Genomic DNA, 13,225 nt, shown 5'->3' on the forward strand with positions numbered 1-13,225 from the left:
GGGTGAATCCGGGTGAAACCGGTGAAACTGGTGAAACTCCAGTCAGCCTACATCAAACAGTGGTGGGCCCTGGCACCCAGCGGAGGGCGGAGGCGCGGGGCGAGCTCAGGTAGTTTGTCTTCCTGTAGGTCGCTACGACGTGGACGAACCGGTCCCGGTCGTAGCGGGTGAGCCGGTAGCTCGGGCCCGTGGCACCGGCGATCGGCCTCCCGTCCCGGAACCACTGCCAGGTCACGGAGGTCGCTGCGGGGGTCGACAGGGTCACCGAGGCTCGAAGGAGCTGGCCGGCGGTGTATGTGCCCCGTACGACAGGAGCGGGAAGTTTGGTGAAGACCGCAAGGGGCTTGATGGCCCGCGAGACCACGCTGAGGTCAACGGTGTTTGCCCGCTTGAACGTGACCTTGAAGGTGATCTGGCGCCACTGGTCGGCCGCCGTCAGCCGGTACGACGTGCCCCGGGCGCCGATGATCGGTTTCCCGTCCCGGTACCACTGGTAAAGCGCTGTCGACGGCGAGGGCGAGGTGTAGCTGGTCCGGGCGCTCACGACGTACCCGACGACGGTGGAGCCCACGATCCAGGCGGGGCCGCTGGTGAAGTAGCCCGGTGGGAGGACCGCGGCGGAGGCGGGGCTGGAAGCCTGGATGTACCCGTTCCTGCCGTAGAAGACCCGGACCGTGATTTTGTGTCCGCCGTCGTCCCGGGTGAGCCGGTACGTCGGGTCCGTCGAATGCTCAGTGAGGCGCTGTCCGTCGCGGTACCAGACGTACTGCACGCTCTCCGCGGCGGGGGTCGGGGCGGTGCCGGGCACCGCTGTCAGCAGTTGGCCCGCCATCGCCGTGCCCTTGATGGTGGGTGTCGGCGCTGCCGTAAACCGTCCATAGACCCGCACGGCGTGGTTGAAGGAGCTTGCCTTGGATTGTCCGACGTAGCCGGCAGCGACCGGTGTGACGGTGACCCTGATGTCCCGGCCGATGTCTTCGGGGCGCACGGTATAGGTGGGGGCTGTTGCCCCGGTGATGGCGTAGGCCCAGGTGGAGGAGGTCCCGGAGGAGTAACCCCACTGGTAGGTGTAGGTCATGCCGGCCGGGGCCGGCTCCTGTGTGGCCGGGGCGGACGCCTTCAGCACAGTCCCGGGAAACGCGGGGGCCGCGCCGGTGGCGTAGGTAATGACGGGCTCGGCAGCGAGGTTCAGGTAGCCGCGGATGGCGGTTCCGAACGCGACGTTGTCTTCGACTGTACGGTATCCCGGGGACGCGAATGCCACGGTGGCTGTAATGGCCGAGCCGAGGTCTGCTTCCGCGACGGTGTATTGCCCCGCGGTGGCGCCGGGGATTGGCTGCCCGTTGCGGAACCAGGTGAAACTGGTTCCCGCCGGAGACTGTAGCGCGGGCCAGCCGGTTGCACTGGTGGCCACGCTGATTGTCTTGCCCATGTGGGGCTCGCCCGCGCCGTCTGCATAACGGTCCAGGTAACCGAGGACGGGATCGCTCTCCGCCGAGGTGAGCACAATGGGTTCCTGGCCGTCGAAGGTGACCGTGACGCGGACAGAGATTCTGGCGCCGAAGTCTTCCGGCTGGGGGCGGAAGACGGAGTACGGCCCGTAATAGGGATCGGGAATGACGTGGCCGTCGCGCAAGTATTCGTACCGCTGCCCGCCAGCCGGTGCTGCAGGGGAAAACTGTGCCCTCAAAGACCCGAAGACTATGGGGTCGCCGTCAAGCGTCACCGTCGTGGCGGCGGCGGCGGTTTCCGATCGGGTGACCGGTTCGTTGGCGATAGCAGCGGGCGCCGGTGGGACAAAGACGGACAGGACTGCGACGGCGCACAGCGCGGCCAGGGCGCGGCGCAGGCGTCCGGGCAGGGCAGAAGATGGACTCACGAAAGATTCCCCCAAATCAGCGTCGGCTGGGAAGCAGCCACACGAATTACCGCTGACAATATCCGAGAGAAACGTGCGCCACCAGCATTTCCGGCCCGGCAGTTCGGGGGACTGCCTCCATCTCGCACGAGGGGGAGCCGGGGGGTGAGCTGACCGCGGCGCCTCGGGACTGCTCCGGGAGTCGCCTACTCGGTGGCCGCGGCTCCGCGGTAGTGCCCCCTGCAGTCTTTCGCCGCGAGGGTGAGGGCCGCGGCCATGCCGAGCACGGCTACGGCCATCGGCACGAAATCGTCATCGTGGATGATGGCGAACGCTCCCTCTGGAATAGCGGGTGCGATTGTCATGACGGCCAGCAGCCAGCGCAGTGTGACTCCGCGGCGCCGCATTTCACCTGGGCGCAGGGCTTCGGCGACGGACGCGCGGAGAGCGGCGTCTGCCGGGGCGCCTCCGCCGATGATGATGGCCGCCCCGGTAACGGCGAAGACCGAGCCCAGGAGGTACTGGCCGAGCGGGAGTGATGCCACCATCCCGATCAGGCCGACGAGCGCCCCGGAGGCCACGAGTAGTTGGGCGCGTTTGACGGCGACGGGCGTTCGCGTGGCGGCGGCGGTCATGTGGTTCCGTTCTGTGGGGGTGTGATGACGGATGGTTCGCGCCCCGGGCCAGGTGTGCCGGGGCAGGAAATTATTGTGACAGTACGCGTGGAGTTAGGCTTTGTCACTGCGCCGCCATGGCCCACTTCAGAGTCGCCCGCGATGTGATCTCTCTCTCGCCATATCGCCTCGTGGGCCAGAACCAGTTCAACGGCGAGGTCGGCCAGGTCGAAGAATCCCTGCAGTGCGGCCGGGGCGAAGGGCCGCCTGGTGGGTGCCTGTTCGTTGTTCTGGGCCTTCCCGGCCGGTTGAATTCGGTGGTGATCTGGGCGGGGGAGCGGTTGAACTCATCGGCGTCACCGACGGTCCATCACCGAGTGCTTATCCCAGGGTCCCATTCTGCAGATTCGGCAACTCACAATCCACTACTTTACATAATGTTGATTATCGGCGTTCAAATACCAACCCCGAGAGGGCTTCCAGATCGTTATCTAACAACAAGGCCTGCCGGCATTTGCGTGGCCGGATCCATTGTCTTCTGCGCCGACCTCACTGAGAATGAACCATGACGGTCTACCTGAGGTCCCTGGAAACTGCTGTCCCGCCAACTGTCCTGGTCCAAACCGAAGCCCGGGATGTTTTTGCGGCCCAGCCGGGCCTCACCAGGCTGGGCACACGATTGGTCGGCACGTGCTTTGACTCTGCCGCCATTGATACCCGCTACACGGCCGTTGCCGAACTGACCAAGGATCACCGGGCGGAGAATCCGCGGTTTTTCGACGCCGGCACGGGGCTGCTGCTCAGTCCCAGCACCAAGGTGCGCAATGACATCTTCGCCACCGAAGCCACCAAGCTCTTTATTGAGGCCGCCCAGAAGGCCCTGGATGCCAGCCCCGGAATCACTTTACTTGACATAACTCACCTCGTCACGGTCTCCTGTACCGGGTTTTTCAACCCCGGACCGGACTACAAAATCGTCCGGGCCCTCGGCCTGAACCCCGCGGTGCAGCGCTACCACCTGGGCTTTATGGGCTGTTATGCGGCGTTCCCTGCACTGCGGGCAGCCAAATCGTTCTGCGAGGCGGATCCTAACGCCGTCGTGCTGGTGGTCTGCGCCGAACTCTGCTCCCTGCACGTCCGGACCTCGAACGATCCGGACACCATCATGGGCTCAGCACTTTTTGCCGACGGCGCGGCAGCGGCCATCGTGACTGCCCGTGAGGACCCGGACCAGCCTGCTCTGCTGCGACTGGACCACTTCGAGACGGTCCTGACACCGGTCGGTGAGGAATCCATGGCGTGGAACATCGGCGACGAAGGCTTCGAGATGGTCCTGGGCAACTACGTCCCGCACATCATCGACGACCACATCATCGGCGCCCTCGAACCGCTCCTGTCCCGGGAAAGCACCCTGCTGGGACTCCCCTACCGCGACATCCGGCACTGGGCCATCCACCCCGGCGGGCGCAGCATCCTGGACAAGGTGCAGTCCAGGCTGGACCTGACCGATGAGCAGCTGGTCCCGGCCCGGGAAACCCTGCGCAACTACGGAAACATGAGCAGCGCCACCGTGCTGTTCGTGCTCCGCCACATCCTCGACCAGCCGCCGCTTGACACTGCCGACGGTGACGGCGGGGAACGGATCTGCTCCATGGCGTTCGGCCCCGGACTCACTGTGGAAACCGCGCTGTTCACCAAACTCACCAGCCCGGCCCGCGACGAGGCGACACAATCGGCCCGGGACGCGGCCACACCCTCCCCCTCGCCCCAGCCGGAATCGGCACTGGCCTGAGAGCCGGTGGCACTGCTGCGGGAACGTGCGTCCCACGCCGTCGAGGAAATGGACCTGCCCGGCTGCGACCCGGACAAGCTGGACCGCACCTATGCCCAGTTTGCCCTGATCAACCGGGCCGTCTCCGGCTGGCGCGGCATCTACGTCAGCCAGCTCAGGCCCCGCCTCCGCCAGGGCGCGCCGGCCACCCTGCTGGACATCGGCTGCGGGGGCGGCGACGTGCCGGTGATGCTCTCCCGCTGGGCGGCCCGGGACCGGCTCCCGCTGGAGGTCACAGCGATCGATCCCGATCCGCGCGCCAGCCGCTTCGCCGCGGAACGGCACCAGGGCTCGGGCGTGAGCTTCCGGCAGGCGACGGCGGCCGACCTGGCCGGCGAGGGCCAGAGCTTTGACCTGGTGGTGTCCAACCATGTGCTCCACCACCTGGCGGAGGACGAGCTTCCGGTGTTCCTGGCCGAATCGGCGGGGCTCTGCCACGGTAGGGTCATCCACAACGACCTCCGGCGCAGCCCGGCCGCCTACGCCCTCTTCTTCGCCGGCGCCCTGCCCTTCAGGGGCTCCTACATCAGGCAGGACGGTCTCACCTCCATCCGCCGCAGTTACACCGACGCCGAGCTCCAGGCCGCCGCTCCTCCGGGCTGGAAGGTCTTCCGGCGCGCCCCGTTCCGCAACCTGCTGACCCTCGACAAGGCCGCCCGTGGTTGATGTCCTGGTGATCGGCGGCGGGCCGGTGGGGCTGTTCATGGCAGCGCTGCTGCTCCAACAGGGTGTGAGTGTCCGGATCCTGGAACAGCGGACCGACGCCGAACCGCACTCCCGGGCGATCGGCATCCACCCCCCGTCGCTGGACGCGCTCCAAGGGATCGGCGTGTCGCCCGCCCTCGTGGGCGAGGGGGTCCCTATCAGGCGCGGCCTCGCCGTCGGCGGTGGCAGGACGCTCGCGGAGATGTCCTTTGCGGGCGTCTCCGACAGTTTTCCGTTTGTCCTGTCCCTGCCGCAGGCCCGGACGGCGGCCATCCTGGAAGACCGTGTCCGGCAGCTTGACCCCTCGGCCCTGCACCGTGGTGTCCGCGTCACGAAACTGAACGACGACGGCTGCCAGATCACCGTGGACGCCATGGCGGGAGGCGGGGAGGTCCGGTACGCGGCGGCCTTCGCCGTTGCCGCCGACGGAGTCCGCTCCACCATCCGCCCGCAACTCGGCGTTCCGGTCCGCGCGAAGGACTATCCGGACCGCTACCTGATGGGAGACTTCGCCGACACCACCGGGTACGGTCCCGACGCGGCCCTCTTCCTCGAATCCGAGGGGATCGTGGAGTCCTTTCCGCTGCCGGGGAACTTACGCCGCTGGGTGCTCCGCCTCGCCGCGTCAGGCACTGGCGGAGACGCCCGCTGGCTCGGACAACAGATCCGGGAACGGACCGGGATCGACGTCGACCACGCGAGCAACAGCATGCTGAGCAGCTTCGGCGTCCGCTCGCGGCTGGCCGGCCGGATGATCACCGGGCGCACGGTCCTGATCGGGGACGCTGCCCACGAGATCAGCCCCATCGGAGGCCAGGGCATGAACCTGGGCTGGCTCGACGCCGCCGCCCTGGCCCCGGTGGTGCTCGCGTCGCTGCACGGGGCGCACGTGGGGACGGCACTCCGGACCTTCGAACGCGGCCGCAGGGCTGCGGCCGCCCGGGCTGCCCGGCAATCCGAAATCAACATGGCGCTGGGGCGGCCCCTGCCGGCCGGACCATGGTCGGTACGGAACCGGGCGCTAGCGGCGGCGGCTTCGGTACACGCCGTCAACGGATTTGTGGCCCGCCGCTTCACCATGCGATAAACAGCCCTGCGATAACGCCCCACGCAGTGACAGACCCACGCAGTGACAGGCCCACGCAGTGACAGGCCCACTCACTGACGGGCCCGGGCCCGTCGGCTAGGCAGGCGTGAAGTAGCAGTCGTAGCTGTCCTGGCTTACGACCCGCCCGTCCACGACCTCAAAGACGGACGCGATCCGGGCGCGGATGATCTCTCCGGCGTCCCAGTGCGGCAGGTCCATCAGCACGGTGGCCGTCCACTCGGCTTCCACCACCACACGTGGGCCTTCACACGTCGTGCGCCGCACGGCGAAGCGCTGCCCCGAGATCACGTCATGGGCCGCAGCCGCCCCAGCGAGGGCCTCGTCGCGGTTACGCGTCGCTCCGGCCGGGGCCAGCAGGTGGGGCGCCTCGCGCAGGATGTAGTCCGCGGCCAGGAAGGGGGCGATGTCCTTCGCCCCGCCGCCGTTTTCAAGAGCATGCAACAGGCCGAGGACACATTCCAAGGGGGTTGGTGGCGTCATTGCTCGAGACTAACCGAAAACGCCCGCCCGGTGCCGGACACGCGGCCCCGCGCCGGGAATACACTGACCCCATGGGCTGTGACCCCCAACGCCGAGTCCCCCCGCTCCGACGTCCGGCCGGCGGAACCGGATTCTTCCGGTCGTTCAGCGCTGCGGCTGCCGCGGTGGCCATCGCCGCGACGGTGTCCTGCAGCGCGGGCATGTCCGTTCCCAGCGAACCTCCCACGGCGCCCACGGCAGCGGCCGGTTCGCCGGGAACAGACGTGCCGGTCACCGCCGAGATCAACCAGCTGCGCGACAACTACAGCCGCCGGATCATCGCCATCCAGCTGACAAACACCACCGCCCGCCCCGTGACCGTGCTCGGCGCACGTGCATCCAGCCCGCTGTTCTCCGGCACCATCGAATGGCCGGCGACACCCGGGGGGATCGAACTTCCCCCCGGCCAGACGAAGATCCTGCCTGCACCATTGAGCTCCCCCGACTGCGGACCTCCCCGGACCGGATCGAACGAGGGAGCCACAGTGGCGCTGCAGCTGGCCGAAGCCAAGACAACCGGGCCCGCAGCGACGGTGCCCGCCACCGATCCCTATGGCGTGCTGAGCCGGAACAACGCGGAAATATGCCTCGCCCTGGCGGTCTCCGCCGTCGCCGGGATCCGGCTGGAACCGGAACTGGAAGTCTCGGCCGACGGACAACATGCCGTGCTCGGACTCGCCATCACCCCGCGGAGCACCCCTGGTTCCCCACTTCCCGGTCCATCGGGAGCCCTGATCCTCCACCGGATCGACGGGACCACCCTGATTGACGAAGATCCGGTTGCGCCCTGGCCGCGCTCCGTCGCGGTCCACGCCGGCGGGGCCATCCAGCACTTCCGGCTGGGGATCCGGCCCGCACGCTGCGATCCCCACGCCATAGCGGACGACAAGGTGGGCACCCTGCTGCCGCTCAGGGTGTCCGCCGGCGGACGCGACGGTGTGGTGAAGATCGACGCCGGTGCGATGCTGCGCGGACGCATCCACGACTTTGTTTCAACGGCTTGCGGACGCCAGTAGTCTGTTGGCATGTCTCCTGACGCCAAGCCGACTGACTACAGCGCCGCCCAAATCCATGAAACCGTCCAGCAGGTCCTGACCGCCGGGGTGCTCCCCACCATTGTCCAGGCGGGACATCCGGTGCTCCGGCAGCTCGCAGCGCCCTTCACCGGCCAGCTGAACGACGCCGAACTCGGCCAGCTGCTCGACCTCATGCGCAGCGTCATGCACAAGGCACCCGGCGTCGGGCTGGCGGCACCACAGCTCGGCATTCCGTTGCAGATCGCGGTCCTGGAGGACCAGTTCGAAGTCGATCCCGAGGTCGCCGCCGTCCGCGGACGGGAGCCGCTGCCGTTCTTCGCTATGCTCAACCCTTCCTTCGCGCCGCTGGGCGGTTCCGCGGTGGCGTTCTACGAAGGATGCCTGTCCCTGAACGGACTGCAGGCCGCCGTAGTCCGGCCCGAAGCGGTGCGGCTCGACTTCACCGCCCCGGACGGAAGTGCCCAGCAGCGGGAGTTCAGAGGCTGGCAGGCGCGGATTGTCCAGCACGAAACAGACCACCTGCACGGCATCCTGTACCTGGACCGGGCCGAGCTGCGGTCCATCAGCAGCAATGCCGAGTACTCCGCACGCTGGTCCCAGCCCGATATCAGCCTCGCCCGGCAGGAACTCGGGTTCCTGCCGGGCGCCTGATCCGCCGGATGGTCCCGGGCAGGTGCCGCCCGCCGCGCCGTCTGCGCTGCGTGTCGGCTCAGGGCCGGGCCACAGGCGACGGGTTTTCCGCCGTCGGAAGGTAACGGGCCCACCACTGCAGGATGTGGTCGAAGCGCTGCTTGCGGTGGTGCGGCGTCCCGGAGCGGGAGAGTTCGTGGTTCTCCCCCGGGAAGACCAGGAACGCGGCCTCCACGCCCAGCTGTTTGAGCGCGGTGAAATACCGCTGGCCCTGCTCCACCGGGCACCGGAGGTCCTCTTCGCTGTGGATGACCAGGGCCGGTGTGCGGACCTGTTCCACCCGGGCCATCGGGCTTTGCGCGGCCATCTGCTCGGCGGTTCGGCCGGTGTATTCCGCGCCGAAGAACCAGCCAATGTCGGAGGAACCGGTGAAGCTCACGGGATCCAGGAAGCCGCGTTCCACGATGGCGGCCTTGAAGCGGTGGTCGTGGCTGATGGTCCAGGCGGTGAGGTAGCCGCCGTAGGAGCCTCCCATAATGCCGAGCGAACCCTCGTCGAGGTCCTCGAATTTGCCGAGCGCCCCGTCGAGGAAGGCCAGGGCGTCCTGCATGTCAAGGGTGCCCATTTTCTCCTTGATGGCCCGCCCGTGCGCCTGGCCGTAGCCGGCCGAGCCCCGCGGGTTGCACATCAGGACGGCGTAGCCAGCCGCGGCATAGACCTGGGCTTCGTCGAACAGGGCCCCGGTGAACTGGGCAAACGGGCCGCCGTGGATGTTCAGCAGGACCGGGTGTGGTCCCTGGCCCGGCGGCCTCACCAGCCAGCCGTGGACGGGGTAGCCGTCGGAGGAGGGGAATGTCAGCTCGAGCGGCTCAACGATTCCGGCGTCCGAGCGGAGCTGTGCGGAGAAATCCGTCAGGACGCGGAGCTGCCCGCCGTCAAGCACCGCCACGTCCCCGGCAGTCGCCGCGTCGGCGAAACTGACCACGAGCGATCCGTCGCGGGCTGCGACGCCGGTGACGGCACGATCGCCTTGGATCAGCGCTTGGTGGTTCCCCGAGGCCCGGAACTCGTGCAGCTCCACCGTGCCACGGGCGTTGTTCAACAGCAGCGCGGAATCGGGCCCGCGCAGTTCGATCCTGCCGTTGCAGCTGAGGTCCATGGTCTCGACGTCGCTGAGGCGTGTGGCGTCCCCGCCGCCGGACGGCATCACGTAGAGCGCCGTGTTGCGCGCCACGAAGTCCTGGCCCGATTCGCCGATGTCCTGGGCGAGGAAGAAGATCCACTGCCCGTCCTCCGACTGGCGGACGGCGTGGACGGACTGCCGGCCCGTGTTGGCCGGGGCGACGGCCTCGGGCTCCGCTCCCCCGACGCCCTCGCCGACCGTGATGCGGTAGATGCCGGTGGCGAGATCGGCATCGCTGCCTTCATGCAGGGCGGCCGTGAAGTAGATGGTTTGTCCGTCGGCGCCGAAGGATGCGCCGTTGTGGTCGGTGGCGGCGGTGGTCAGCTGCTGCGCGACCGGTAGCAGCCCGGCGGCTTTGTCGGCGGTTCCGACGGCGGTGCCGCGGCCGGGTGTTCCTGCGGCGGCGGCCTTCAACGCGCGGCCCTTGGGTGCCACCTTGGGTTCGGCCCCGGGATCCGGAACCTCCACGAGGAACAGCTGAACCGGTTTGTCCGCGGTGTACCCCACGCCGTTCATCCGGTACTGGTAATCAGTGACCAGCCGGGCGTCCTCGCCGCCGGCGGAGATCCCGTCGGTGCTGCCGTAGCGGCCTTCGTCCGGCACCCGGGCGCCGTAGACGATGCGCCGGGAATCGGGGGACCATGCGAAGGCCGACACGCCCAGCGGCGCGTCGGTGACTGGCTGCGGCTCGCCGCCGTCGGCCTCCACGATGTGAAGCTGGGGTTTGCCGCCGTCGGCGGCCCGCAGGAACGCCAGCACGCGGCCGTCCGGCGAGAAGTCCGGGGCGGTGTCGCGGAATCCGCGGGTCAGGCGGCGCGGGGCGCGGCCGGGGTTCGGTGGGGAGTCCAGCGGCACCGTCCACAACTGGCCGACGTAAGCGTCGGCGTCGAAGTCGGGCCGCAGCACCGACACAACGGCGCGGCCGCCGTCCGGATGCACGGCGGGGGCGGAGACGGACTTGAGCAGCGGCAGATGTTCGGATTTCACGTGAGCGAGCCTAGCCGCAGTTTTCCCGGTAGTGAAATAGCTCACGTCGGCGGGTCCGGACCCGTGGCGGCGCGGCCGCGGGAAGCCGCAGGTCAGCTCCGCTGTGACGGCCCGGCCAAGACGCCACCGCCCTAGGATGGACAGTATGCCCGCCGAATCCGCCACGTCCTTGCTGTGCCCGGTCTGCCGTGACCCCCTGGGATTCAGCGACGCCGCCGGCCGTTCCCTTGCGTGCCCGGCCGGGCACAGCTTCGACGCGGCCAAGCAGGGATACTTCAACTTCCTCGTCGGCAAAGGCACCGTTTTCGAGGCGGACACCGCCGACATGGTGGCGGCACGCTTCGACTTCCTCTCCGCCGGCCACTACCGCCCCCTCGCCGATGCTGTGGCGGAACGGGCGGCGGCGGCCCTCGCCGGCAACGCTGCGCGAAGCCCGGGGACGGTCCTGGACGCCGGAACCGGGACCGGTCACTACCTCCGGGCCCTGCTGGACCGGCTGGCGCACGACGGGATACGCGCCGGGGCCATCGGCCTGGATATTTCAAAGTTCGCGCTCCGCCGGGCCGCCCGGCTGAACCCGGACGCTGTCAACGTCGTCGGAGATGTGTGGCAGCCGCTCCCGCTGGCCGATCACGCTGTCGATGTCATCACCGTCGTGTTTGCTCCGCGCAACGCCCCCGAGTTCGCCCGCGTGCTGCGCCCGGGCGGCAGGCTCGTCGTCGTGACGCCGCGGCAGGGCCACCTCGCGGAGGTGGCCGGACAGACCGGCATGCTCGGCATCGACCCGGCGAAGGACGAACGGCTGGCCGCCTCGCTCGAAGGACACTTCGCGGCGCTCTCCGCCGACCACTTGGACGTCCCCCTCTCGCTGTCCCCGGACGACGTCGCCCGGCTGGCCCTGATGGGTCCGGCCGGGCATCACCTGGACCGCGGAGCCCTGGCGTCCCTTGCGGCCGGGCTCCCCCCGCTCACGGCAGTGTCCGCCCGGTTCCGGATCAACGTTTTCGAGCCCCGCCACTGACGCCCGGCATACCCGGAGGTAACGACTTGGCCACGTTCTCCACCTGATTTCCGCTGCCCTCCGCTAGCGATGCCGTTCGGCTTAGTATGGAAAGACAGTTACCGAGGGTCTGCGCCTGCAGCCCCCGGGACGAAGGGGGAAAACGATGTTTGAATGGCTACCCGAAAACTGGTGGGCACTGTGGCTCACGGTCTTCCTCGTGTTTGCCGTGGTGGAAATGATCACCTTGGACCTGTTCTTCATCATGCTTGGCGGAGGAGCCCTCGCCGGGCTGGTCGCCTCCTTGGCCGGGGCCGACCTTGGCCTGCAGATCGTGGCTTTCTGCGTGGTTTCCCTGCTGATGATCGGGTTCGTGCGGCCCGTCGCCCTCAAACACCTCCACAAGGGTCCGGCCGACCGCCGGAGTAATGTCGAACGCCTGATCGGCGAATCGGCCCTGGTGATGGAGCCGGTCAGTGCCAGCGGAGGCCTGGTCAAGATCGGCGGCGACGTCTGGAGCGCCCGCTCGGAGACCGGAGTCCTGGCACCCGGCCAGCATGCGATTGTCAGCGCGATCGACGGCGCCACAGCGGTGGTCGCGCCGCAGCCGGAAACCGCTACTCAATAGCTTCCACAAGTATTCCGGCGGTCGACACCGGCGCCGGGCATGCGGCGGCACACCGCCGCACACCATAGCAAGACCAAATCTGGGGAATAGGTGATGTATGGATATCGCAGTCGCAATCGTGCTGCTGGTTCTCGTTGCGTTCGTAATAATCGTGCTGGTCCGGTCGGTGCGGATTGTCCCGCAGGCCCGGGCCGGCGTCGTCGAACGGCTGGGCAAGTACCAGCGCACGCTGAACCCCGGCCTCACGATCCTGATCCCGTTCGTGGACCGGTTGCTGCCGCTGCTTGACCTGCGTGAGCAGGTGGTCTCCTTCCCGCCGCAGCCCGTGATCACCGAGGACAACCTGGTCGTCTCGATCGACACGGTGGTCTACTTCCAGGTCACCGACGCGCGTGCGGCCACGTACGAAATCGCCAACTACATCCAGGCGGTGGAGCAGCTGACCACCACGACGCTGCGCAACGTCGTCGGCGGCCTGAACCTCGAAGAGGCCCTGACCTCGCGCGACCAGATCAACGGGCAGCTCCGCGGCGTACTGGACGAAGCAACCGGCCGCTGGGGAATCCGTGTCTCCAGGGTGGAGCTCAAGGCGATCGATCCGCCCCACTCCATCCAGGACTCCATGGAAAAGCAGATGCGCGCCGAACGGGACCGCCGCGCCGCCATCCTGACCGCGGAAGGCACCAAGCAGTCCGCCATCCTCACCGCCGAGGGCCAGCGCCAGTCATCGATCCTGAAAGCCGAGGGCGACGCGAAGGCGGCGATCCTCCGCGCCGACGGCGAGGCGCAAGCCATCCAGAAGGTGTTCGACGCCATCCACAAGGGCAACCCGGACCAGAAGCTCCTGGCCTACCAGTACCTGCAGACCCTCCCGAAAATCGCCGAGGGCTCGGCAAACAAGCTGTGGATCATTCCCAGCGAAGTCGGAGAAGCCCTCAAGGGCATCGGCAGTGCGCTGGGCGGCAGCAAGGACGGCCAGCCCAACGACAGCCTGTTCGGCCCGGACTCCGACGCCGCAGCGGAACCCGCGCCGGCCCGGGCGGCTTCGCCGGCACCGGCAGCAGGATCCGCCACCGGCGCCGCAGGCATCCCGGCCACACCGGAGGCCTAGGAGCCTGCAGAAAC

At 68.2% G+C, this 13,225-nt stretch carries 12 protein-coding genes; 8 read left to right on the top strand and 4 right to left on the bottom strand.

Annotation, left to right across the window (positions count from 1 at the left end):
• Window positions 1-52: 52 nt before the first annotated feature.
• Together AC6EUH_RS08620 and AC6EUH_RS08625 are read right to left on the bottom strand one after the other, a co-directional pair.
• The gene (locus AC6EUH_RS08620) at window positions 53-1,879 is read right to left on the bottom strand and encodes a hypothetical protein (protein ID WP_499738365.1); all 1,827 of its coding nucleotides are present in this window, start codon (window positions 1,877-1,879) and stop codon (window positions 53-55) included.
• Between the two features lie 185 nt (window positions 1,880-2,064).
• Window positions 2,065-2,493 (bottom strand): hypothetical protein, encoded by a 429-nt coding sequence (locus AC6EUH_RS08625; protein WP_499738366.1) that lies wholly within the window; start codon window positions 2,491-2,493, stop codon window positions 2,065-2,067.
• Between the two features lie 544 nt (window positions 2,494-3,037).
• Between AC6EUH_RS08625 and AC6EUH_RS08630 the strand changes: the two genes are divergently transcribed.
• The 3 genes from AC6EUH_RS08630 to AC6EUH_RS08640 are packed head-to-tail and all read left to right on the top strand — an operon-like array spanning window position 3,038 to window position 6,095.
• Entirely contained in the window at window positions 3,038-4,264 is a 1,227-nt protein-coding gene (locus AC6EUH_RS08630) for a type III polyketide synthase (protein WP_499738367.1), read from the top strand.
• Window positions 4,265-4,270: 6 nt separating this feature from the next.
• Window positions 4,271-4,969, top strand: a complete 699-nt coding sequence (locus tag AC6EUH_RS08635) for a class I SAM-dependent methyltransferase (protein WP_499738368.1) — start codon at window positions 4,271-4,273, stop codon at window positions 4,967-4,969.
• Window positions 4,962-6,095, top strand: a complete 1,134-nt coding sequence (locus AC6EUH_RS08640) for an FAD-dependent oxidoreductase (protein WP_499738369.1) — start codon at window positions 4,962-4,964, stop codon at window positions 6,093-6,095. The genes AC6EUH_RS08635 and AC6EUH_RS08640 overlap by 8 nt, the downstream gene beginning before the upstream one ends.
• A 96-nt stretch (window positions 6,096-6,191) precedes the next feature.
• Here the strand turns inward: AC6EUH_RS08640 and AC6EUH_RS08645 are convergent, their stop codons facing one another.
• Window positions 6,192-6,596, bottom strand: coding sequence for a nuclear transport factor 2 family protein (locus AC6EUH_RS08645; RefSeq protein WP_499738370.1), 405 nt, complete (start codon window positions 6,594-6,596; stop codon window positions 6,192-6,194).
• Between the two features lie 71 nt (window positions 6,597-6,667).
• On the opposite strand from AC6EUH_RS08645, the gene AC6EUH_RS08650 reads away from it, so the two are divergent.
• Both AC6EUH_RS08650 and AC6EUH_RS08655 read left to right on the top strand, forming a co-directional pair.
• On the top strand, window positions 6,668-7,651 hold the full coding sequence (locus AC6EUH_RS08650) for a hypothetical protein (protein WP_499738371.1): 984 nt from the start codon (window positions 6,668-6,670) through the stop codon (window positions 7,649-7,651).
• Window positions 7,652-7,660: 9 nt separating this feature from the next.
• The gene (locus AC6EUH_RS08655; protein WP_499738372.1) at window positions 7,661-8,323 is read left to right on the top strand and encodes a peptide deformylase; all 663 of its coding nucleotides are present in this window, start codon (window positions 7,661-7,663) and stop codon (window positions 8,321-8,323) included.
• A 58-nt stretch (window positions 8,324-8,381) separates the two neighbouring features.
• Here the strand turns inward: AC6EUH_RS08655 and AC6EUH_RS08660 are convergent, their stop codons facing one another.
• Entirely contained in the window at window positions 8,382-10,472 is a 2,091-nt protein-coding gene (locus AC6EUH_RS08660) for a prolyl oligopeptidase family serine peptidase (protein ID WP_499738373.1), read from the bottom strand.
• A 145-nt stretch (window positions 10,473-10,617) separates the two neighbouring features.
• Between AC6EUH_RS08660 and AC6EUH_RS08665 the strand changes: the two genes are divergently transcribed.
• From AC6EUH_RS08665 to AC6EUH_RS08675, 3 genes are all read left to right on the top strand, one after another.
• Window positions 10,618-11,493, top strand: coding sequence for a methyltransferase domain-containing protein (locus tag AC6EUH_RS08665; RefSeq protein ID WP_499738374.1), 876 nt, complete (start codon window positions 10,618-10,620; stop codon window positions 11,491-11,493).
• A gap of 145 nt (window positions 11,494-11,638) precedes the next feature.
• On the top strand, window positions 11,639-12,100 hold the full coding sequence (locus tag AC6EUH_RS08670) for an NfeD family protein (RefSeq protein ID WP_499738375.1): 462 nt from the start codon (window positions 11,639-11,641) through the stop codon (window positions 12,098-12,100).
• Between the two features lie 97 nt (window positions 12,101-12,197).
• Complete coding sequence (locus AC6EUH_RS08675; protein ID WP_499738376.1) at window positions 12,198-13,211, top strand: SPFH domain-containing protein; 1,014 nt, start codon at window positions 12,198-12,200, stop codon at window positions 13,209-13,211.
• Window positions 13,212-13,225: the final 14 nt, after the last annotated feature.

The organism is Arthrobacter sp. 001422645 (genome assembly GCF_059816125.1).